Here is a 20,578-nt window from a genome sequence, read left to right on the forward strand (position 1 = left end):
ACGAAACGCGCGGGGCTTGTGCGCCGCCATTTGATGCTGATAGAGTAGCGTCATGTTCGACATCCTTGTTTATCTCTACGAGACTTATTACCGCCCCGAGGCCTGTCCGGAACCGGCCGCCTTGGCGCGCAAGCTGTCGGCCGTCGGTTTCGACGATGTGGAGATTTCCGAGGCCCTGGTCTGGCTCACCGACCTGACCGCGATGGCGGGCATCGAGCATTCCCTGACGGCGGCCTCGACCGGCACGCGCTTCTATGTGATGCAGGAACAGGATGCGCTGGGCGCACCGGCCATCGGCTTCATCCAGTTCCTGGAAAGCGCCAAGGTCTTGACTCCCTTGCAACGCGAAATCGTGGTCGAACGCGCGCTGGCGCTGGACGAGTCGCCGGTGTCGCTGGGCAAGCTGAAGATCATCGTGCTGATGCTGCTGTGGAGCCAGGGCAAGGAACCGGACGCGCTGATGTTCGACGACCTGTTCGGTTCGGACGAAGACCAGGCGCCGCGCCAGCTGCACTGAAAACACCGTCGGCGCCACAGGATTTGCCTGGCGCCCGCCAATTCCGTAACATTTAAAACACGGCGCCGCCAGCCGCAGTCCCGTGCCGGCGCCGCCAGGCCGGCGGTGCTTGCCGAGGGCGCGCCGGCGCGCTTATCATGGTCGCCTTGATAATAGTGCAAGCTTGATAGCGCCGTAGAAAATTTCGGCAAAGCGGCAATGCCATGTATCATGCGCGTGCCGTAAATCCAAACCCAGCCCTTACGAGAACAAAAAAACATGAGTAAAACCCTCATCATCGCCGAGAAGCCTTCTGTCGCGAACGACATCGCGAAGTCGCTTGGCGGCTTTACCAAGCACGATGAGTACTTCGAATCCGACGAGTATGTGCTGTCCTCGGCGGTTGGCCATTTGCTGGAAATCGCCGTGCCGGAAGAGCACGACGTCAAGCGCGGCAAATGGAGCTTTACCCATCTGCCGATGATCCCGCCGTACTTCGCGCTGAACCCGATCGCCAAGACGGAAAGCCGGCTCAAGGTACTGAACAAGCTGATCAAGCGCAAGGATGTCACCGGCCTGATCAACGCATGCGACGCGGGGCGCGAGGGCGAGCTGATTTTCCGCCTGATCGCGCAAAACGCGAAGGCCAAGCAGCCGATCCAGCGCCTGTGGCTGCAATCGATGACGCCGACCGCCATCCGCGACGGCTTCGCCCACCTGCGCTCGGACGAGGAAATGCTGCCGCTGGCCGACGCCGCGCGCTGCCGCTCGGAGGCGGACTGGCTGATCGGCATCAACGGCACGCGCGCCATGACGGCGTTCAACTCGAAAGAGGGCGGCTTCTACCTGACGACGGTGGGCCGGGTGCAGACGCCGACCCTGTCCATCGTGGTCGAGCGCGAAGAGAAGATCAAGAAATTCGTGGCGCGCGACTACTGGGAAGTGCGTGCCGAATTCGTTTGCGCGGCCGGCATCTACGAGGGCCGCTGGCTGGACGACAAGTTCAAGAAAGACGAGACCGATCCCGAGAAGCGCGCCGAGCGCCTGTGGAGCAAGGCGGCCGCCGACTCCATCGCCACCGCCTGCCGCGGCAAGCCCGGCATCGTCAGCGAGGAATCGAAGCCGACCACCTCGATGGCGCCGGCCCTGTTCGACCTGACCAGCCTGCAGCGCGAGGCCAACGGCCGCTTCGGCTTCTCGGCCAAGAACACCCTGGGCCTGGCCCAGGCGCTGTACGAGAAGCACAAGGTGCTGACCTACCCGCGTACCGATTCGCGCCACCTGCCGGAAGACTATCTGCCGACCGTCAAGCAGACGCTGGAAACGGTGATGCAGAACAATAACTACCACCAGTTCGCCAAGCAGATCCTGGACAAGGGCTGGCTCAAGCCGAACAAGCGCATCTTCGACAACACGAAGATTTCCGACCACTTTGCGATCATCCCGACCGGCATCGCGCCGAAGGGCTTGTCCGAGCCGGAACAGAAGCTGTACGACCTGGTAACGCGCCGCTTCATGGCCGTGTTCTTCCCGGCCGCCGAATTCCAGGTCACCACCCGTTTTACCGAAGTCTCGGGCCACAAGTTCAAGACCGAGGGCAAGGTCATGACGAACCCGGGCTGGCTGGCCGTGTACGGCAAGGATGTCGCCAGCGAGAACGACAAGGAAGGCGGCGGCAACCTGGTGCCGGTGGCCAAGGGCGAGAAGGTGCAGACCGAGAAAGTCACGGCCAATGGCCTGGTGACCAAGCCGCCGGCGCGCTATTCGGAAGCGACCCTGCTGTCGGCCATGGAAGGCGCGGGCAAGCTGGTCGACTCCGACGAGCTGCGCGATGCGATGGCCGGCAAGGGCCTGGGCACGCCGGCGACGCGCGCGGCCATCATCGAAGGCCTGCTGACCGAGAAATACCTGCTGCGCGAAGGCCGCGAGTTGATGCCGACGGCCAAGGCCTTCCAGCTGATGACCTTGCTGCGCGGCCTGGGCGTAAACGAGCTGACCGCGCCCGAGCTGACCGGCGAATGGGAATACAAGCTGTCGCAGATGGAAAAGGGCCGCATCTCGCGTGAAGAGTTCATGCGCGAAATCGCCCAGATGACCCAGATCATCGTCAAGCGCGCCAAGGAATACGATAACGACACGATCCCCGGCGACTACGCGACCCTGCACACGCCTTGCCCGAACTGCGGCGGCGTGGTCAAGGAAAACTACCGCCGCTTCGGCTGCACCAAGTGCGAATTCTCGATGAGCAAAACGCCGGGCAGCCGCCAGTTCGAGATCGCCGAGGTGGAGGAGCTGCTGAAGGAACGCACCATCGGCCCGCTGCAAGGCTTCCGCTCGAAGATGGGGCGTCCGTTCGCCGCCATCCTGCGCATCGTGCGCGACGAAGAAATCAAGAACTTCAAGCTGGAGTTCGACTTCGGCCAGAACGATGAGGAAGGCGAAGACGGCGAGGGCGTCGATTTCAGCGAGCAGACCCCGCTCGGCCCTTGTCCGAAGTGCGAAGGCAAGGTCTATGAAATGGGCCTGGCCTATGTGTGCGAGCACACCGTGGCCAAGCCCAAGACTTGCGATTTCCGCAGCGGCCGCATCATCCTGCAGCAGGAAATCCTGCCCGAGCAGATGGCCAAGCTGCTCAACGACGGCAAGACCGACCTGCTGCCCGGCTTCATCTCGCAGCGCACGCGCCGTCCGTTCAAGGCCTTCCTGGTACGGGGCAAGGACGGCAAGATCAGCTTCGAGTTCGAAGAGCGCAAGGCCAAAGCGCCCGCCAAGGGCAAGGCCGCCGCCGCTGAGGACGGGGCGGAAGGCGCCGCCGAAGCCGCGCCAGCCAAGAAGCCCGCCGTGAAGAAAGCCGCCGCCGCGAAAACCACGGCCGCCAAAACCACGGCCGCCAAGCCGGCAGCGAAAAAGGCGCCAGCCAAAAAAGCCGCCGCCAAAAAGACCGTCGCCGCCAGCTAAAGGCATCGCAGCAGCAAGCAAAACGGGACCTTCGCGGTCCCGTTTTTTTATGCCACCGCGCGGGCGGCTTTCGGCGAAGAGCTGCTGATGTTGCTCACTGTAGTATAGGCCGCGCCCGCAGGTTTTGAGCTGGGTCGGATGGAGACGCTTTAGCGCAGGTCGTCGGTGTAGTAGTAGACGGTGCCGAGGATGGCTTTGCGCGGCAGGCCGAGGGCGCCGGCGAGGGCGGCGGGGCTGGGCTCGCCCAGGTGGGGCTTGGCGACGTTGACGCGCACCGGGCGCGCTTCGCTGTCGCTGCGGTAAGCCACGATGTGGTCGAAGTCGGGGCGGCTGTCGATTTCCTTGACGAGGAAGCGTTGCCGTCCTTCGCCGATGCGCACATAGCTGGCGACCGGGTTGACGCGCACGGCCGGCGCGAGCTGGCGGTACATCAATACCTTGTCGACCACGAGCGTGACGTCGCTGTACTGGACCTTGCCGTCGTGCTCGAAATGGCCGAGTACGAGGTCGGCCTTGAAGTGGCGCAGCGGCGTCGGCGAATTCGGCGCCAGGCGGTCCAGCTCGAACTTTTCGGGATCGATGGTCCATAGCATGGGCTTGCCTTCGAGGCGGTTGCGCAGGGTGGCGTCGAGGCCGGCATCGGCGACGTGGAACTGGATGATGAGCTGGTAGTCGTGCGGGCCGTGGAACATCGGCAGGTGCGAGGCGTACAAGCCGTCATGGTTGCCGAACAGGGCCATGCCATGGGTGCCGAAGGTGGCCGGGGCGGCCAGGGCCGGGGCGGCCAGCAGCCAGCCGATCAGGATGGCGCCCAGGCGCCGGCGTGTCACTTGCATCATGCTTCTAAGGGTTTTACGTATAGGGCACATGGTATGCTGCGCTTGCTGTCGCGTAAATCAATTTAATTTCAATCACTGTATCCAAACAGGAAACGATGAACCTGTCCGACCTGCGCATCTTTCTGAGCGCGGCGCAGCAGCCCTCGCTGGGGGCGGCGGCGCTGGAAATGCATTTGACCACCTCGGCCGTTTCCAAGGCCTTGAAGCGGCTGGAGGAGCATGTGGGCACGGCGCTGTTCGACCGCAGCGCGCGCCAGCTTGCCTTGAACAGCAGCGGCCGCATGCTGGTGCAGCGTGCCCAGACCCTGCTGGCGCTGGCCGACCAGGCGCGCTGCGACCTGCAGGGCGAGCGTGCCAGCGTCGATTGCCGCGTCGGCGGCCCGGCCATCCTGCTGTGGCGGCACGGCGTGGCCCTGTCGGACGCGCTGCGGGCCTGGCCCGAGGCGAGCCTGCGCCTGCACGCCCTGTACGAGGATGAGGCGCTGGCGGCGCTCGAGCGCGGCGAGATCGGCGCGGCCCTGGTGACGGGCGATGTGGTGCAGGGCCGGGGCGAGCATTGGTCGGAGGAGTGGGAGGCCACGCCGCTGGGGACCTTGAGCTTGCGCCTGGTGGCGGGCCGCAGCCATCCGCTGGCGGCGGAGTTGGCGGCGGCAGGCAGCGCCGGCGCGGATCAGGCGGCCGTCCTCGTCACGGACAGCGCGCGCGTGCTGGCCCATGATTTCGTCTGTCCCTCGCAATCGCCGTTCTGCGGCGCGCGGCGCGGTTCGCGGTCGGACGGTTGGCGCGACGACCAGCTGCCGCGTCGCATCCGCTATTGGGCCGACGATCTGCAACTGCTGCTGGCCCTGGTGAAGGCGGGCCAGGCGCTGGCCTATCTGCCCGATTTCGCGCTGGCCGATCCGGACTTGCGCCGCATCCGCGTCAGCGACTGTCCCTTCCATTGCGAGGAAAGCGTGTACCTGGTGTGGAAGCGCAAGCACGCGGCCGCCTGGCTGCAAGCCTTGGCGCAGCAGCTGGCCGGCGCGGCCGCTTAGCGCGGTCCGCCCTGGGGCGGGCTGCCGGCGCAGCCCCATGCGCGGTTGTGCGGGGCACGCGCTTTTATGGCAGACTCGACGCATGACGATCAGCCTTCACTCGGCTTCCGCCGCCGACATTCCCGCCATGTGGGCCCTGCGCACGCGCGCCGTGCGCACTTCCTGCGTCAGCCATTACGCGCCGGACATCATCGCCCGCTGGGCGTCCACGTCCGCGCCGGACAGCTATCTGCGGCTATTGGCCCAGGGCGGCGGCCTGCTGGCGCGCGAAGGCGAGGTGCTGCTCGGGTATGCGATTCTTGACACGGCCAGCGGCGAAGTCGAAGCGGTGTTTGTCGCTCCGGAGCAGGGCGGGCGCGGCGTGGGCCGCCGCCTGCTGGCCGGGCTCGAAGCGCGGGCCGATGCGCTGGCGCTGGCGCGTCCGCTCTTCCTGTACGCGGCGCTGAACGCCGTCGCCTTCTACGAGGCGGTCGGCTTCGTGCGCCGGCGCGATGCGCAGTACGCCCATCCGGCCGGCATGCAGCTCGATTGCGTGTACATGGACAAGGCCTGAAGCTTGACGCCGCGCCCTACGGCGCGCGCAGCTCGACCGCGATCATATTGTCGTCGGGATTGCGGTCGATCAGCTTGTTGTCCGGGTCGATGCCGGCGCGCGCCGGGCGGCCGTTGACGATCACCTTGAACTCATTCTGCTTGGCCGTGACCAGCTTGCGCTCGCGCAGCAGGCTGCGGCCTTCCTTGTCGTCGACGCCGATTTCGATCAAGTCGCGCAGCGCCACTTCTTTTTCCGCGCCCTGGTCATCGGCGCGCGCCTTGCCGGCCTGGGCGCTGATGCTCACTTCGTAGCGGCCGTCGCCGAGCTTGCGCGCGCTGGCGGCGATGGCGCGGTTATTGTGCAGCACGATATGCTCGAACAAGTCGTCGATCAGGTATTGCTGCGCGGGCGGCGCGATCTGGCGCAGGCCCTGGACCAGGGCGTTGACGCTGGGGTAGGGCGCGCCGTGGAAGGCGTGCTGCTTGAGCAGGCCGGCCAGCACGCGGTTGACCTGCTCTTCGCCGAGCATGTCCTGCAGCAGGTACATGGCCAGGCTGCCTTTGCGGTAATGGATATAGGGCTGGTCTTCATTGTCGGCCAGCGGCAGCTCGCGGTCGCGTTCCATGGCGCGGCCGTGCAGATAATTGTGCAGGTCGTAGGCCAGGAAGCGGCGCATGCGCGCCGGACCGACGGCCTTTTTCATCACCATCAGCGCCGAATACTCGGCCAGGGTTTCGCTGAGCACGGTGGCGCCGCGCGTATTGCCGCCCACCAGCTGGTGGGCCCACCATTGGTGCGCCACTTCATGCGCCGTGACATAGGTCGGGTAGTCGATGTCTTTCGGATTCTTGTCGTCGACGCGCGCCAGGAAGCCGATGCCTTCCGAATACGGAATGGTGTTGGGGAAGGATTGCGCGAAGTCCTGGTAGCGCGGGAATTCGACGATGCGCAGCACCTTGTGCTGGTAGGGGCTGAAGTGCTTGCTGTAGTACTCGAGCGCGTCCTTGATGCCCTTGCTCATGCGGTCGAGGTTGAACTCGTGGCCGGGCTGGTAATAGATTTCGATGCCCACGTCCTGCCACCAGTCATGGCGCACGGCGTAGCGCGCCGACTGGAAGGAATAGAAGTTCAGGATGGGCTGGTCCATGCGGTAGTGGAAGTAGCGGCGCCCGCCCTTGCTCCACTCCTGCTGCAGCTGGCCGGGCGCGATGGCGATCTGGTCGGGGCTGGTGCTCAGGGTCGCTTCGAAGCCGACCCAGTCGGCGTCGCTGCCCAGGTAGTTGTCGGCCAGGCCCTTGGGATCGTCGCGTGGCAGGGCGCGCGCGCGCAGCGGCAAACCATGCTTCTTGCGGTCGCGCGGATCGCGCAGCTCGGCGTGGCGCTGGTAGCCGATATGCGGCAGATGGCTGTTGTCGAAGAAAGTGCCGTTGCCCAGCACGGGCGTGTCCTGGCCCAGGCCGAGGATGCCGCGCGGCGCGTACTCGACTTCGAATTCGAGCGCCAGGCTGGCGCCCGGCGCCAGCGGCGTCGACAGACGGTAGGCGTGGAAGCCGAGGCGCTCGTCCTTCAAGGTCTGCTGGCTGGGCTGGGGCAGGCGCAGGGCGCGCAGCTTGCCTTGCGGGTCTTGTTGCAGGTAGAGCAGGCGGATCGGCACGCTGCTCTTGTTTTCGAGCACGTAGCGGCCCTTGGCGAGCAGGCGGCGGCGTTCCGGTTCAATGTCGATGTCGAGCTTGACGTCGGTGATGCGCGGCTGCGGCGTGTCGGCCAGCGCGCGGTATTGGCGCTCGTAATCGGCGCGCTCGGCGTCGCGCCGGTATTCGGATTTGTAGTCGTTGAGGATGTGCAGGTTGTAGTAGAGCACGCCGCCGGCGCAGAGGAAGATGGTCAGGCCTACGCTGAAGCCGGCCAGCACCGGCCCGCTCAGCGCGCGGCGCGCCAGTTGCAGGCGCATCTTGCGCTCGTCGTTGGCGCCGCGCGGCCAGAAAATACGCGCCAGCACCAGCAGCATCAGGGCCGCGCCCGACCAGTACAACTGATACCAGCGCTGGCGCGCCAGGAAGTGGCCGAAGCCATTCATGTCCGAATACAGCAGCTCGGGCGCGCTGGCGTACAGCAGCATCGGGTGTTCCAGGCCGAGGCCGCCCAAGGTCAGGCTGGCCGCGTAGTACAGGATCATCACGAGATGGGCCGCGTACTTGTGGTTGAGCAGCACCTGCACGGCGAAGGCCAGCGTGGCCAGCAGCATATACGTGGGCAGTTCGATCAGGAACAGGGTCTGGCAATACAGGCCCAGTTGCAGGTGGAAATAGCCCTTGGCCAGCTGGATGGCGATGCCGCACAGCAGGGTGGCGGCCAGCACCAGGATTTGCACGCCGTACAGCGCGCACAGCTTGGCCAGCAGCGGCAGCCAGCTCGGCACCGGCAGCGCGTCGAACATCTGGGCCACGCGCTGGTCGCGCTCGCGCCACACCAGCTCGCCCGCGTAGAAGGTGGTCAGCACCAGCATGAACAGGGCGAAGCCGCCCGTCACCAGTTCCAGCACCTTGTAGGTGACGGGATAGGTGCTGGTGCCATAGATGGCGCCCAGGTCGAGCGCGCCGGCGACCACGGTCAGCAGGCCGGCCAGCACGATGACGGCGAAATACACATTCTTCACCGTTTCGCGCAGGTTCAGCCAGGTCATGCGCAGCAGCAGGCCGGGCAGGCGGCCCGGCGCGTAATCCGGTACCGCCTGCGGCAGGCGCAGCGCCGCGCCGCGCGCCAGCGCGCCGCCGGCCGCCAAGCCGGCCGGCGCACCGGGCGGCAGGCCGGATGCCATGCCGGCCGCCGTCACGGCGGCGGCGCCGGCCAGGCCGCTGCCGCCGCCGGCGCTGTCGCCATCGCGCTCGGCCGCGGCGCTGCGCGCGCCGCCATGTTCGACATTGCTGACGAAGTGGAAGCGCCAGTAGCCCAGTAGCAGCACCACCAGGGCGAAGGACGACCACAGCAGGCGGTTCAGCAGGTACACCCCTTCCAGCGGCACCAGGCGGCTATTCTGCTCGGCCGCCGGCCAGTATTCGGTCAGGTGGATCACCGCCGTGGTGCCGAAGGGATCGATCAGCGCGGCCAGGGTTTTGTAGTCGAGGTCGCGCGCCAGGCCGGGCGCCACCAGATAGCCCACCAGCATCACCACGCTGCTGATATACACCGGCAGCATGCGCCGCGTCAGCGCGGCCAGCACGAAGAACAGGCTGCCGAAGATGAAGATATTCGGCAGCAGGGTCATGGCGTAGGGACGCAGATAGGCCAGCGCGCCGGCGCCGGCCAGGCGCTCCGGTTCGACGCCGGGCAGGAAGGTGCCGAGCCAGGTGCCGAGCAGGATGCTGGCGAAGACCACGGCCAGCACGGCGCAGGCGCCGAAGAAGCGGCCCAACATATACTGGTGCTTGCGGATCGGCGCGCTGAAGAAGAAGTGCTGCATCTCGTATTCGAAGTCCTGCTGCAGCGCCCGCCCCATCATGGCGGCGATGACGATCACGCCGAAGCAGCCGAGGAAGCTGGCCGTGAGCAGGATGGAGCGCGGCGCGTCGATCAGGGCGCGGCCGCCGAAGCTCACGTGGGCTTCCTTGAAGACGCCGCCGGCGGCGGCCATCCACAGCATGGACAGGGCCAGGAACAGGGCGAAATAGACCCAGGTCGAGAGCAGCTTGAGGCGCTGGCGGGCTTCAAAAACGGCGATGGCGAACATGGGGGCTCAGTCGCAGCGGTCGGCGGCGCCATGGCGGCCGGCGATGGTGGCGAAATACACATCCTCGAGGTCGCCGATGGCTTCCTCGAAGCCGTCGCCGGGATCGTCCTCGCTGTAGACGTGAACCAGGGTGCGCCCCGACAGCAGGCGCGTCGAGATCACGGCATGGCGCTGCTGGAAGTACAGTAAATCCTTTTTCTCGACGAAGCGTGCCCAGATCTTGCAGCTGATGTCGTCGATCAGTTGCTGGGTGGGGCCGGCCAGCAGCAGGTGGCCCTGGTTGATGATGGCCATGGTCGAGCACAGGTCGGCCACGTCGCTGACGATGTGGGTGGACAAGATCACGGTGCGTTCGGCGCCGATGTCGGACAGCAGGTTGTGGAAGCGCACCCGTTCCTGCGGGTCGAGGCCGGCCGTCGGCTCGTCGACGATGATCAGCTTGGGGTCGCCCAGCAGGGCTTGGGCGATGCCGAAGCGCTGGCGCATGCCGCCCGAGAAGGTGCCGAGGCGGCGGTGGCGCAGCTCGAACAGATTGGTTTGCTGCAAGAGCGCATCGACCACGTCGCGCCGCTGGGCGCGGTTGCCCAGGCCCTTGAGCACGGCAAAGTGCTCGAGCAGCTCATAGGCCGTGACCTTGGGGTAGAGGCCGAAATCCTGGGGCAGGTAGCCGAGCAGGCGGCGGATCGCGTCTTTTTCGTCCAGCACATCGTACTCGCCGAAGAAGACCGAGCCGGTGTCGGCTTCCTGCAGCGTGGCCAGGGTGCGCATCAGCGTCGATTTGCCGGCGCCGTTCGGGCCGAGCAGGCCGAACATGCCGACCGGGATCGTGAGCGAGAGATTGTCCAGGGCGACCACGCCATTCGCATAGGTCTTGGACAAGTTGCTGATACGTAATTCCATGCCTGCCTTTCATTTCCGTGGTGCAACACGGTTCTCGTATACAATGGCCTTTTCCATGCTCGCATTGTATTGAAAACGCGACAGCCGGGGGGCTTTCCTGCGATGGGCCGCATTTTGGACGCGCCAGAGTGCGGAAACGGGGGCGCCAGCCGCTATAGTCCAGCCATGAATAAACACGCAGACCAATTGGGGCCGGCCACGCGCGAGCACATCCTGGCCATCACGCGCGCCGGCGTGACGCGGGCCGAGGCCACCGGCTTTTTCCGCGTCGCGCTCGGCCTGTGCTATCTGGCCAGCCTGATGACCCAGGAAGCCATCGATTTCAAGGCGCTCGACAAGGACGTCAACCGCTTCATCTACCAGTCGATCGGGCCGGGCCACAGCATCACCAGCATCCTGCAATACATGAGCGGGGAAAAAGTCATCCGCGTGGTCGATTCGCCGCGCTTCCTGCGCGCCTTTGCCGAGCACTTCCCGGCCGTGCCGGTCGATTCGATTCCCTTCCTGCTGGGACTGAACCTGGGCGTGGCCAAGGATTTGTCGGGCATTGATGTGCGCGGACCGGTGGCCGACTGGATCGAGCGCCAGCGCCTGCTGCGCGAAGCGCGCGAGGAACAGGCGGCGGCGGCGCGCGCGGCCGGCGGGGACGATGAAAGCGGGGCGGCGCCGGGGCTATAATGTGGTTTTCTGACCAAGCTGGACAAGATCACCATGGCAGCCAAGCATTATCACACCCCCCTGGACCGTTTCATCAGCAGCGCCGACAAGGCCTTGCGCGTCATTGCCGGCGTCGCGGCGGCCTCGCGCCCGAACCCGGCGGTGCACGCGGCCGACGCCGAAATGAGCGAGGCCGAGCAGCGCCATAGCGCCGGCCTGATGCGCGTGAACCATGTGGGTGAGGTGATGGCCCAGGCGCTCTACAATTCGCAGGCGCGCTTTGCCAAGAGCGAGGTCATGCGCGTCCAGTTCGAACATGCCAGCCGCGAGGAAGAAGACCACCTGGCCTGGACCGCGCAGCGCCTCGGTGAACTCGGTTCGCGCACCAGCCTGCTCAATCCCCTGTTCTACGCGGGCGCTTATGCGCTGGGTACGGCGGCGGCCTATATGGGCGACAAGCACAGCCTGGGCTTCGTGGTGGAAACCGAGCGCCAGGTCGAAGCGCACCTGGCCAGCCATCTGGACAAATTGCCGCCGCAGGACGCCAAGTCGCGCGCCATCGTCGAGCAGATGCGCCTCGATGAAATCGAACACGGCGCCGCCGCCCAGGCCATGGGCGCGGCGCAGACGCCGGCGCCGGTGCAATTGGTCATGAAAGCCATGTCCAAGCTGATGACGGGCAGCACCTACTACCTCTAAACCGCGCGGCCGGGCGCTTACGCTTCGACGATCTCGAAGGAGTGGGTGATCTCGGCGGTCTTGGCCAGCATGATCGAGGCCGAGCAGTATTTCTCGTGCGACAGGTTGACGGCGCGTTCGACCGCGGCCGGCTTCAGGTTCTTGCCGCTGACGGTGAAGTGGAAGTGGATCTTGGTGAACACTTTCGGGTCGCTGTCGGCGCGTTCGGCTTTCAGCGTCGCCTCGCAGCCGCGCACATCTTCGCGGCCGCGCTTGAGGATGAGCACCACATCGTAAGCGGTGCAGCCGCCGGTGCCGAGCAAGACCATCTCCATCGGGCGCGGCGCCAGATTGTGGCCGCCGCCCTCGGGCGCGCCATCCATCGTCACCATATGGCCGGAGCCGGTTTCGGCACGGAAACTCATGCCCGACGGGCCATTCCAGCTGACTTTCACTTCCATTGCGTTCTCCAGAAAAGTTGTGCCTGCATTGTAAAGGAGGGGCGCGGCCTGTGCAGGCTGGCGCCGGGTTTTCTTAGGTGCTGGCCGGCCGGCAGTCTTGCGCCAAGCTCCAATCCGCTGCGCCGGGAAGGCGCAGCCAGATGGCGTGCCAGGCGTTGCGCTGGCCGCAGCCGTGCAGGTTGGCGAAGGCGGACGGGGTGAGCGTCCGGCCGGCATAGACGATGTGCTCGCCGTCCACGGTGGCGTAGCGGGTGTGGCCGCGAAAGGCTGTGCGCAGCAGGGTGCCTTCGGGCAGAAACAGCTGCTTCCATTGGTAGCCGCGGTGGGGCGCGGCGGCGTTGACGCCGGTGTTGGTACTGCCGGCATCCGCCTTGCCGCATGGTGTCGGGGCGGACTGGGCCGCCAGCCAGGCGCTCACCGCCTCATTAACCGCTGCTTCTGCCTTGTCGCCGAAATAGCCTTCGCCGACGTGCTCACGGATAACGTGGAAGAGGTCGGCTCGGAGGGGGATGGAGATGGGGTAGCTCATTTTTTGGCCCTTTTCTAGTTTGCTCTAGATCGTTCTAAAACGTTCTAGAACATTCTGGAACGTTCTAGATGCTTCCAAAACGCTCTAATTTTCGGGGAAATGAGGCGGGAAAATTTTCTAGATCCTTCTAAAACGCTCTAGATTTTCTCGCCAGCCTGAAAAATTAGAGGGTTCTAGAACGGAATCGTTCAATCCAGAGCGTTTTAGAACGTTCTAGAGCAATCTAGAATGCGGCTCAAAAATGAAGAACCCACACCCGACATCCCCAACGGACTGAGCCGCAGAGCGGCAGCCTGCCGGGGACGTGGATTCAGACCGTCATCAGGTAGCGTTCGCTGCGCATGCGGCGCTCGGTGAAGACCAGGCACAGCATGGCCAGCACCAGGCTGCTGAAGAAGGTCAAGAGGAAGGGCGTGAGGCCGATGCTCTGGCCCTTGGCCAGCTCGCGCAGCAGGGTCTGGTTGGACAGCACCGGCACCAGATACATCCAGTGGGTGGTGCTCAGATTCATCATCGGCACCACGATGACGGGCACGATGGGCACCAGCATGGCGATGCTGACCAGGGACTGCGCCTCCTTGAACGATTTGGCATTGATCGAGAGCGCGATCTCGATGGCGGCCGCAAACATCGACAGCGTGGCCGAGGCGAGGCAGACGGCGGCCAGGTCGAGCGCCGAAAGGCGCCAGGACATGCCGATCTCCTCCAGCGGCAGCCACTTCAGGATGCCGTGCGCAATGGCCAGCTCGAGCGTGATGCCGACGATCGACAGCAGCGCCGCCGCCAGCCATTTGCCGACGATGAGGTCGCCCGGCCGGGCCGGCTGGGCCAGCAGCACCTCGAGCGAGCGCCGTTCGCGTTCGCCCGCCGTGCTGTCGACGGCCGTGCTCATGCAAAACATAAAGGCCGGCACGAAGAAGATGCCGAGCATGGTGCCGATGGTGCTGGCCGAGCGCGAGGCGCTGGTGCCGGTATCGTACTTCTGCACCAGCACCGGATTCAGATTGGCCGGCGACACGCCGTGGGCCAGCAGGCGGGCGCCGGCGATGCTGCGGCTGTAGTCGCGCAGCACGGCCTCGACTTCCTCGTGCTTGCGCGAGTTTTCCGAGGCCGAGTCGTACCACAGCTCGGCGCGCGCCGGACGCATGGCCTGGTAATCCTCGGCATAGTGCTCGTGCAGGCGCAGCACGGCCGTGACCTTTTGCTCGCGCAAGAGGGCGACGATGGCGTCCTCGTTCATGGCGTCGCGGCGCTGCACATTGATATTGCGCTGGCCGAGCTGGGCCATGAGCGTGGGCGCCTGCGCCGCCCCGACCACCACCAGGTCGATGCCTTCGCGCTCGGGCCGCGTGGCGCGGCCGATCTCGCGGTTGAGGATGGCGCCCACCATCAGCGGGTACATCAGCATGAAGACGGCCAGCAGCGCGAGCGCGCGGCGGTCGCGCAGGGTTTCCTTGAGTTCCTTGAGCAGGACGATGAGCCAGGCCGGTTTCATAATTCAATCCCCTCTTCGGTGCCGACCAAGCTGACGAAGGCGTCTTCCAGGCTCTCCAGGCCGGTGCGCGCGCACAGCGCCTGCGGCGTGCCCTGGGCCACGGTGGCGCCGCCGGCGATGACGATCACATCGTCGCAGGAATGGATCACTTCCTGCATCACATGGGTGGCCATGATGACGCAGCAGCCGTCGGCTTTCAGCGCGGCCAGGGCGCGGCGCAGGGCGCGCGTGCTCATCACGTCGAGGCCGCGGCTTGGCTCGTCGAGCAGCAGGTGGCGCGGGCGGTGCAGCAGGGTGCGCGCCAAGGCCACCTTGATGCGCTGGCCCTGGGAAAAGCCCTTGGCGCGCCGCTCCAGGATATCGTCGAGCGCGAGCAGCTCGCTGACTTCGGCGATGCGCGTGCTGATGGCGGGCCGCGCCATGCCGTTCAGTTCGCCGAAGTAGGTCAGGTATTCGCGCGTCGACAGGCGGTCGTACAGGCCGAACTGGTCGGTCAGCACGCCGATATTGCGGCGCACCCGCATCGGGTCGACGGCCGGGTCGACGCCGTCGATGGCGATATGGCCGTGGTCGCGCTTGAGCAGGCCGACCAGGGTGCGCAGCAAGGTGGTCTTGCCGGCGCCGTTCGGCCCCAGCAGGGCCGTGATCTGGCCGTCGGCGGCGGTGAAGGTGGCGCCGGCCAGGGCTTGCACCTTGCCGAACTGCTTGCGTACATCGTGGACTTCAATCATGGGCGTTCCGCGTCAAGGTTGGGGGCCGGCGCTATTGAGCTGGAAGGTCGGGGCCGGGATCTCGCTCAGGCAGGCCGCTGACACGGGCTGGCCGGGCTGGTCGAGAAATTCGCGCAAGAGGCGCGGCAGGCAGCCCAGGGGCGAGACGATGTGGCCGCCGTTCTGCACGATCAAGTGCTGGGCGCGCTGCATGTGGCGGCCGGCCGCTTCGGCGCGGCGCGGCGGTGTCACCGGGTCGAGCGCGCCCGACAGCATGAGCACGGGCGCGGCGATCGGCGCGGGCGCTGCCGGCGCCACGGCCGGCACTTGCAAGAGCGGGCAGAGCTGGCCGGCGCGCGCGATCTGGGCCGGACCGAGGAAGGCGGCGCGCGTGTCTTCGGCCAGCACGGCCGGCGTCAGGCGCGGATAGTCTTCGGCGCAGACCACGGCCAGGTGCAGGCCGAGCGCGGGACCGGCGTCGCTGGCGAAGTCGCGCGCCACATTGCTGCGCGCCAAAAACGGCTGCCAACGGCCGCGCGCGGCGCTGTCGATCAGGAAGGGCAGGCGCCGGCTGTCCTGCTGCGAATACAGGATATTGTGCACGGTGCCGAGGAAGCGGCTGCTGCTGATTTCGACCGGACGCAGGGCGGCCGTGCGCGGGTCGGGCAGTTCGAGCCGCAGCGGGGCCTGGGCCAGGCGCGCGCTCAGGCTGGCGAACTGCTGCGCCAGCGTGGGGAAGGCCTTGGCGCAGCCGGCGTCGGCGGCGCACTGGCGGAACAGGGTGTCGAGCGCGGCTTGGGCATCGCGTGCGCCGGCCGGGATGATTTGCTCGGGCGCGGCGACGCCGTCGAGGATCAGGCTGCGTACCTGGGCCGGGTAGCGCCGCGCATAATGCTGGGCCAGGCGCGTGCCGTAGGAGCCGCCCCATAGATTGATCTGGCCGTAGCCGAGCGCGCGCCGCACGGCCTCGATGTCCTGGGCCGCGGCGTCGGTGCCGTAGTGGGCATACGGCGCGCCCAGGCGCTGCAGGCAGGCGCGCGCGGCGGCCAGCGCGGCCGCGTCGCCGAGGTTGTCGTCCTCGGGGCCGCTCTTGCATTCGAGCTTGCCCGACAGGCCGGTGCCGCGCTGGTCGATCAGCACGATGTCGCGCGTGGCGCGCACCTTGCGGAAGGTGCTGCCCAGCATCGGCAGCACTTCGCTGCCCGCCTCGCCGGGGCCGCCGGCCAGGATGAACAGCGGGTCGCGCAGCGCCGCCTCGCGTAGCGCCGGGGCGATGGTCACGTGCAGGCGCAGGCGCGGCCCGGCCGCCTGCGCGTGGTCGAGCGGCACCTCGAGGCGCAGGCAGCGCAGCGCTTCCTCGGCGCCGGGCAGGTGGCAGGAGTGGCCGGCCGAAGCCGGCGGCGCGGCCGGCGCGGTGGCCGGCAGGGCCAAGACCAGGGCGACCAGGATGGCGCGGAGGGGCAAAATGGGCACGGCAGCGCCTTTCCTTTTAAGCAAGAGTAAGGGCAATATAAGCCCGGCAATGTCTCTAAGGCAACAGCTGACGGCGCCGCTGTCGCATCCGCACAGCGGACTTGACCTGGCGCCCCCGCTTCCGCTAGAATCATGGGCTTTCCGTTCGCTCAGGAAAAGTAAACAAGAAGGCTGCGTCCGCTGCATCATCAGGGCGGAACCACCATTTGAGCGTGATTCACATCTTCAATTAGGAAGTCAAACATGAAAACTTTTTCCGCTAAGGGCCATGAAGTCCAGCGCGACTGGTTCGTGATTGACGCGACGGACAAAGTCCTCGGACGTGTTGCCAGCGAAGTGGCACGCCGACTGCGCGGCAAGCATAAGCCAGAATTTACTCCTCACGTTGACACCGGCGACTTCATCGTTGTCGTGAACGCAGGCAAACTGCGCGTGACCGGCACCAAAGCCACCGAGAAGACCTACTACCGTCACTCGGGCTATCCAGGCGGCATCTACGAGACCAACTTCCTGAAAATGCAACAGCGTTTCCCAGGCCGTGCTCTGGAAAAAGCCGTCAAAGGCATGCTGCCAAAAGGCCCACTGGGCTACGCAATGATCAAGAAGCTGAAAGTGTACGCCGAAGGTTCGCACCCGCACGCTGCCCAGCAACCTAAAGCACTCGAATTCTAAGGAACTGACATGATCGGTAACTACAACTACGGCACCGGCCGTCGCAAGAGTGCAGTGGCTCGCGTGTTCATCAAGGTCGGCACCGGCCAGATCATCGTGAACGGCAAGCCTGCTTCGGAATACTTCTCCCGTGAAACCGGCCTGATGGTGATCCGTCAGCCGCTGGAACTGACCGGCAACGTCGAGCGTTTCGACATCAAAGTCAACGTGCACGGCGGCGGCGAGTCCGGCCAGGCAGGCGCAGTGCGCCACGGTATCACCCGTGCCCTGATCGACTACGATGCAGCCCTGAAGGGCGATCTGGCCCGCGCCGGCTTCGTCACCCGCGATGCGCGTGAAGTGGAACGTAAAAAAGTTGGTCTGCGCAAAGCACGTCGCGCAAAACAATTCTCGAAGCGTTAATTTGCTTCTGCCGCGTCCGGCTTGCGCCGGGCGCTGCCCGAAAAGCCGCTGGCCTTGCCCGCGGCTTTTTTGCATTTAGGCGCAGGACGACGGCCTCAGGCCCGGCCTGATACAATCGCCTTTCCCTCCCTTTTTACTATGCAAGGACAGAACATGATCAAAGTTGGCATCGTCGGCGGCACCGGTTACACCGGAGTGGAACTGCTGCGATTGTTGGCCCTCCACCCCGAAGTCGAGCTGCGCGCGATCACCTCGCGCAAGGAAGATGGCTTGCCGGTGGCCGATCTGTATCCCTCCCTGCGCGGCCGCGTGAACCTGGCGTTCTCGGCGCCGGACAAGGCCGACCTCACGCAATGCGACGTGGTGTTCTTCGCCACCCCGCACGGCGTGGCCATGGCCCAGGCGCCGGCCCTGCTGGCGGCGGGCGTGAAGGTGATCGACCTGGCGGCCGATTTCCGCATCAAGGACCGCGCCGTCTTCGAAAGCACCTACAAGATCGAACACACGGCGCCCGAGCTGCTGGAACAGGCGGTCTACGGCCTGCCCGAGCTGAACCGCGAAGACATCGCCGCCGCCACCCTGATCGCCAATCCCGGCTGCTATCCCACCACCATGCAGCTCGGCTTCGTGCCCCTGCTCAAAGCCGGCTGGATCGATGCCAGCCACCTGATCGCCGACTGCAAATCGGGCGTCTCGGGCGCCGGCCGCAAGGCCGAGATCGGCATCCTGTTCTCGGAATCGTCCGACAACTTCAAAGCCTATGGCGTGGGCGGCCACCGCCACACGCCGGAGACGGCGGCCCAGCTGCAGCGCTACACCGAACAAAAAGTCGGCCTGATCTTCACGCCCCATCTGGTGCCGATGATCCGCGGCATGCACTCGACCCTGTACGCGCGCCTGACGCGCGAAGTCAGCAACGAAGAACTGCAGCAACTGTTCGAAGACGCGTACCGCGAGCAACCGTTTGTCGACGTGCTGCCTTTCGGTTCGCACCCGGAAACGCGCAGTACGCGCGGCGCCAATGTGCTGCGCCTGGCGCTGCACCGCCACGGCGACACCGTGATCATCCTGGTTGTTCAGGACAATCTAGTGAAGGGCGCCTCGGGCCAAGCCGTGCAGTGCATGAACCTGATGTTCGGCCTGGAAGAAGGCCTGGGCTTGCAGACCATCGCCCTGATGCCTTGAAGTGCGGCGTGGCAGCCGCAGATTCTTGAGGGAAGTTGCGGAAAAGCGGTGCGGCACAGCAGGCCGGGCCGCAACAGACTATAATTGGCTAACGAATTTTAGTAGGAGTAACCCATGAGTGCAGTAGCCGAAGCACAAGACGTAATCCCGTCGCCGATCATCTTCACCGACGCTGCCGCCGAAAAAGTGGCGCAGCTGATTGAAGAAGAAGGCAATCCGGACCTGAAACTGCGCGTATTCGTGCAAGGGGGCGGCTGTTCCGGCTTCCAGTACGGCTTCACCTTCGACGAGATCGTCAACGAAGACGACACGACGATGGTCAAGAACGGCGTGCAATTGCTGATCGACTCGATGAGCTACCAATACCTGGTGGGCGCCGAGATCGACTACAAGGACGACCTCGAAGGCGCCCAGTTCGTCATCAAGAATCCGGGCGCCAGCTCGACCTGCGGCTGCGGCTCCTCGTTCTCCGTCTAAGACGGCCAGCCTTGCCCCCCAACGGCGGACAGCGCAAGCTGCTCCGCCGTTTTCTTTTGATCCAGCGCAAACAATGTCCCACCCTGGTGTCAGGCACCAAGGTCGGACATTTGCTGATCTAGATCAAAGAATGTCCGGTGCTGGTGCCTGACACCAGGGTGGACATTGTTTGATGCGGATCAAAGCTTAGCGGGGGTAGAGGGCGCCGAGGATGCGCTCGCCCTGGGCGCCGGTGACGGTGGGCAGGTTGCCGGGCTGGCGTTCCTGGCAGCGCCAGGCGAGCCAGGCGAAGGCGAGCGCTTCGACATGCTGCGGCGGGATGCCGAGCGCGTCGGTGGTGGCGAGGGCGATGCCGGGGCCGAGCGCAGCTTGCAGCGCGGCTTGCAGCTGGGCGTTGTGGGCGCCGCCGCCACAGACGTAGACGGCGTCGGCGGCCGGGGCTGCACGGTGAATGGCGTCGGCCAGCGTGACGGCCGTGTAGCGCGTCAGGGTGTGCATCACGTCTTGCGGCGCGGCGGCCGGGAAGGCGGCGAGCTGGGCGTCGAGCCAGGCCAGGTGGAACAGGTCGCGGCCCGTGCTTTTCGGCGCGGGCAGGGCCAGATAGGGTTCGTCCAGCAGGGCGGTGAGCAGGCCGGGCAGGAGCTGGCCGCCGGCGGCCCAGGCGCCGTCGGCGTCGTAGGGCTGGCCCTGGTGGCGCTGGATCCAGCCATCCAGCAGGACGTTGCCGGGCCCGGTGTCGAAGCCGCCGACCTGGCCGTCGCCGTGCAGCACGGAGATGTTGGCGATGCCGCCGATATTGGCGACGACGCGGGTCTTGCCCGGCGCGCCGAAGACGCTGTGGTGGAAGGCCGGCACCAGGGGCGCGCCCTGGCCGCCGGCGGCCACGTCGCGGCTGCGGAAGTCGGCGATGACGTCGATGCCGCACAGCTCGGCCAAGAGGGCCGGGTTGTTGCTCTGGCGCGTGAAGCCCAGTTCGGGCCGGTGGCGGATGGTCTGGCCATGGGCGCCGACGGCGCGCACATCGGCCGCTTTGATGTCGGCCACGCCGAGCAGGCGGGTGACGCAGTCGGCGTAGTGGATGGCGAGCTGGTTGGCGGCCAGCGCTTCGCGTTCGATTTCATTGGCGCCCGGCGTCTGCAGGGCCAGCAGCTCGGCGCGCAGGGCGGGCGCGAAGGGGACGTGGGCGGCGGCCATGGTGCGCGTGGCGCCGGCCCAGAAGTCGACCAGCACCCCGTCCACGCCGTCCAGGCTGGTGCCCGACATTAATCCGATAAACAGGCTCATCTTGGCTCTCTTGCAGTATTGTCGTGCCGGCTATTGTCGCCCGATCCGGGCGCGGCTGCAAACGTG

Annotated in this window: 19 protein-coding genes; 10 read left to right on the forward strand and 9 right to left on the reverse strand. The window is 65.9% G+C overall.

Translation table 11 applies throughout. The features are described from left to right. The first annotated feature begins 52 nt into the window (after nt 1-52). Together FHS03_RS10575 and FHS03_RS10580 are read left to right on the forward strand one after the other, a co-directional pair. Nucleotides 53-517, forward strand: coding sequence for a Smg family protein (locus FHS03_RS10575; protein ID WP_183440953.1), 465 nt, complete (start codon nt 53-55; stop codon nt 515-517). Nucleotides 518-775: 258 nt separating this feature from the next. Then, entirely contained in the window at nt 776-3,454 is a 2,679-nt protein-coding gene (locus FHS03_RS10580) for a DNA topoisomerase III (protein ID WP_183440954.1), read from the forward strand. Between the two features lie 149 nt (nt 3,455-3,603). Here FHS03_RS10580 and FHS03_RS10585 read toward each other — a convergent pair whose 3' ends face one another. Beyond that, nucleotides 3,604-4,293 (reverse strand): hypothetical protein, encoded by a 690-nt coding sequence (locus tag FHS03_RS10585; protein ID WP_229426152.1) that lies wholly within the window; start codon nt 4,291-4,293, stop codon nt 3,604-3,606. A gap of 95 nt (nt 4,294-4,388) precedes the next feature. Between FHS03_RS10585 and FHS03_RS10590 the strand changes: the two genes are divergently transcribed. Next, entirely contained in the window at nt 4,389-5,327 is a 939-nt protein-coding gene (locus FHS03_RS10590) for a LysR family transcriptional regulator (RefSeq protein ID WP_183440955.1), read from the forward strand. Nucleotides 5,328-5,409: 82 nt separating this feature from the next. After that, complete coding sequence (locus FHS03_RS10595) at nt 5,410-5,880, forward strand: GNAT family N-acetyltransferase (RefSeq protein WP_183440956.1); 471 nt, start codon at nt 5,410-5,412, stop codon at nt 5,878-5,880. Nucleotides 5,881-5,896: 16 nt separating this feature from the next. Here FHS03_RS10595 and FHS03_RS10600 read toward each other — a convergent pair whose 3' ends face one another. Together FHS03_RS10600 and FHS03_RS10610 are read right to left on the reverse strand one after the other, a co-directional pair. Then, nucleotides 5,897-9,589 carry an ABC transporter permease/M1 family aminopeptidase gene (locus FHS03_RS10600; RefSeq protein ID WP_229426153.1) on the reverse strand — a complete coding sequence of 1,231 codons (3,693 nt, stop codon included), beginning with the start codon at nt 9,587-9,589 and terminating at the stop codon, nt 5,897-5,899. Nucleotides 9,590-9,595: 6 nt separating this feature from the next. Beyond that, a complete protein-coding gene (locus tag FHS03_RS10610; protein ID WP_183440957.1) occupies nt 9,596-10,489 on the reverse strand; it encodes an ABC transporter ATP-binding protein in 894 nt (297 codons plus the stop codon). A gap of 165 nt (nt 10,490-10,654) precedes the next feature. On the opposite strand from FHS03_RS10610, the gene FHS03_RS10615 reads away from it, so the two are divergent. Both FHS03_RS10615 and coq7 read left to right on the forward strand, forming a co-directional pair. Continuing rightward, nucleotides 10,655-11,167 (forward strand): hypothetical protein, encoded by a 513-nt coding sequence (locus FHS03_RS10615; RefSeq protein WP_229426154.1) that lies wholly within the window; start codon nt 10,655-10,657, stop codon nt 11,165-11,167. 33 nt (nt 11,168-11,200) lie between these two features. Continuing rightward, nucleotides 11,201-11,845, forward strand: a complete 645-nt coding sequence (gene coq7 / locus FHS03_RS10620) for a 2-polyprenyl-3-methyl-6-methoxy-1,4-benzoquinone monooxygenase (protein ID WP_183440958.1) — start codon at nt 11,201-11,203, stop codon at nt 11,843-11,845. A gap of 17 nt (nt 11,846-11,862) precedes the next feature. Here coq7 and FHS03_RS10625 read toward each other — a convergent pair whose 3' ends face one another. The 5 genes from FHS03_RS10625 to FHS03_RS10645 all read right to left on the reverse strand — a co-directional run bounded on the left by FHS03_RS10625 (nt 11,863) and on the right by FHS03_RS10645 (nt 16,492). After that, nucleotides 11,863-12,285: an OsmC family protein gene (locus FHS03_RS10625; protein ID WP_183440959.1), complete on the reverse strand. Its 423-nt coding sequence runs from the start codon at nt 12,283-12,285 to the stop codon at nt 11,863-11,865. 73 nt (nt 12,286-12,358) lie between these two features. Then, nucleotides 12,359-12,814, reverse strand: a complete 456-nt coding sequence (locus FHS03_RS10630) for a hypothetical protein (RefSeq protein WP_183440960.1) — start codon at nt 12,812-12,814, stop codon at nt 12,359-12,361. Between the two features lie 310 nt (nt 12,815-13,124). Next, entirely contained in the window at nt 13,125-14,309 is a 1,185-nt protein-coding gene (locus tag FHS03_RS10635) for an ABC transporter permease (RefSeq protein ID WP_183440961.1), read from the reverse strand. Beyond that, on the reverse strand, nt 14,306-15,040 hold the full coding sequence (locus FHS03_RS10640) for an ABC transporter ATP-binding protein (RefSeq protein ID WP_183440962.1): 735 nt from the start codon (nt 15,038-15,040) through the stop codon (nt 14,306-14,308). Before FHS03_RS10640 ends, FHS03_RS10635 begins: the two co-directional genes overlap by 4 nt. Nucleotides 15,041-15,052: 12 nt before the next feature. Beyond that, the gene (locus FHS03_RS10645; protein ID WP_371871650.1) at nt 15,053-16,492 is read right to left on the reverse strand and encodes an alpha/beta fold hydrolase; all 1,440 of its coding nucleotides are present in this window, start codon (nt 16,490-16,492) and stop codon (nt 15,053-15,055) included. A gap of 243 nt (nt 16,493-16,735) precedes the next feature. Here FHS03_RS10645 and rplM point away from each other — a divergent pair, with 243 nt between their 5' ends. The 4 genes from rplM to erpA all read left to right on the forward strand — a co-directional run bounded on the left by rplM (nt 16,736) and on the right by erpA (nt 19,228). Then, entirely contained in the window at nt 16,736-17,164 is a 429-nt protein-coding gene (gene rplM / locus FHS03_RS10650) for a 50S ribosomal protein L13 (RefSeq protein ID WP_028102306.1), read from the forward strand. 9 nt (nt 17,165-17,173) lie between these two features. Further along, entirely contained in the window at nt 17,174-17,566 is a 393-nt protein-coding gene (gene rpsI / locus FHS03_RS10655; protein ID WP_119811272.1) for a 30S ribosomal protein S9, read from the forward strand. A gap of 153 nt (nt 17,567-17,719) precedes the next feature. Further along, a complete protein-coding gene (argC, locus tag FHS03_RS10660; protein WP_183440963.1) occupies nt 17,720-18,751 on the forward strand; it encodes an N-acetyl-gamma-glutamyl-phosphate reductase in 1,032 nt (343 codons plus the stop codon). A 114-nt stretch (nt 18,752-18,865) separates the two neighbouring features. Next, complete coding sequence (gene erpA, locus FHS03_RS10665; protein WP_050409448.1) at nt 18,866-19,228, forward strand: iron-sulfur cluster insertion protein ErpA; 363 nt, start codon at nt 18,866-18,868, stop codon at nt 19,226-19,228. A 186-nt stretch (nt 19,229-19,414) separates the two neighbouring features. Here erpA and FHS03_RS10670 read toward each other — a convergent pair whose 3' ends face one another. Next, complete coding sequence (locus FHS03_RS10670; RefSeq protein WP_183440964.1) at nt 19,415-20,512, reverse strand: anhydro-N-acetylmuramic acid kinase; 1,098 nt, start codon at nt 20,510-20,512, stop codon at nt 19,415-19,417. Nucleotides 20,513-20,578: the final 66 nt, after the last annotated feature.

The organism is Pseudoduganella violacea (genome assembly GCF_014191875.1).
GTDB lineage: Bacteria > Pseudomonadota > Gammaproteobacteria > Burkholderiales > Burkholderiaceae_D > Rugamonas > Rugamonas violacea_A.

Excerpts from the sequence above, each read along its gene's own strand:
- FHS03_RS10575 (WP_183440953.1), top strand. The coding sequence starts at position 53 with ATGTTCGACATCCTTGTTTATCTCTACGAGACTTATTACCGCCCCGAG.
- FHS03_RS10580 (WP_183440954.1), top strand. The coding sequence starts at position 776 with ATGAGTAAAACCCTCATCATCGCCGAGAAGCCTTCTGTCGCGAACGAC.
- FHS03_RS10585 (WP_229426152.1), bottom strand. The coding sequence starts at position 4,293 with ATGATGCAAGTGACACGCCGGCGCCTGGGCGCCATCCTGATCGGCTGG.
- FHS03_RS10590 (WP_183440955.1), top strand. The coding sequence starts at position 4,389 with ATGAACCTGTCCGACCTGCGCATCTTTCTGAGCGCGGCGCAGCAGCCC.
- FHS03_RS10595 (WP_183440956.1), top strand. The coding sequence starts at position 5,410 with ATGACGATCAGCCTTCACTCGGCTTCCGCCGCCGACATTCCCGCCATG.
- FHS03_RS10600 (WP_229426153.1), bottom strand. The coding sequence starts at position 9,589 with ATGTTCGCCATCGCCGTTTTTGAAGCCCGCCAGCGCCTCAAGCTGCTC.
- FHS03_RS10610 (WP_183440957.1), bottom strand. The coding sequence starts at position 10,489 with ATGGAATTACGTATCAGCAACTTGTCCAAGACCTATGCGAATGGCGTG.
- FHS03_RS10615 (WP_229426154.1), top strand. The coding sequence starts at position 10,655 with ATGAATAAACACGCAGACCAATTGGGGCCGGCCACGCGCGAGCACATC.
- coq7 (WP_183440958.1), top strand. The coding sequence starts at position 11,201 with ATGGCAGCCAAGCATTATCACACCCCCCTGGACCGTTTCATCAGCAGC.
- FHS03_RS10625 (WP_183440959.1), bottom strand. The coding sequence starts at position 12,285 with ATGGAAGTGAAAGTCAGCTGGAATGGCCCGTCGGGCATGAGTTTCCGT.
- FHS03_RS10630 (WP_183440960.1), bottom strand. The coding sequence starts at position 12,814 with ATGAGCTACCCCATCTCCATCCCCCTCCGAGCCGACCTCTTCCACGTT.
- FHS03_RS10635 (WP_183440961.1), bottom strand. The coding sequence starts at position 14,309 with ATGAAACCGGCCTGGCTCATCGTCCTGCTCAAGGAACTCAAGGAAACC.
- FHS03_RS10640 (WP_183440962.1), bottom strand. The coding sequence starts at position 15,040 with ATGATTGAAGTCCACGATGTACGCAAGCAGTTCGGCAAGGTGCAAGCC.
- rplM (WP_028102306.1), top strand. The coding sequence starts at position 16,736 with ATGAAAACTTTTTCCGCTAAGGGCCATGAAGTCCAGCGCGACTGGTTC.
- rpsI (WP_119811272.1), top strand. The coding sequence starts at position 17,174 with ATGATCGGTAACTACAACTACGGCACCGGCCGTCGCAAGAGTGCAGTG.
- argC (WP_183440963.1), top strand. The coding sequence starts at position 17,720 with ATGATCAAAGTTGGCATCGTCGGCGGCACCGGTTACACCGGAGTGGAA.
- erpA (WP_050409448.1), top strand. The coding sequence starts at position 18,866 with ATGAGTGCAGTAGCCGAAGCACAAGACGTAATCCCGTCGCCGATCATC.
- FHS03_RS10670 (WP_183440964.1), bottom strand. The coding sequence starts at position 20,512 with ATGAGCCTGTTTATCGGATTAATGTCGGGCACCAGCCTGGACGGCGTG.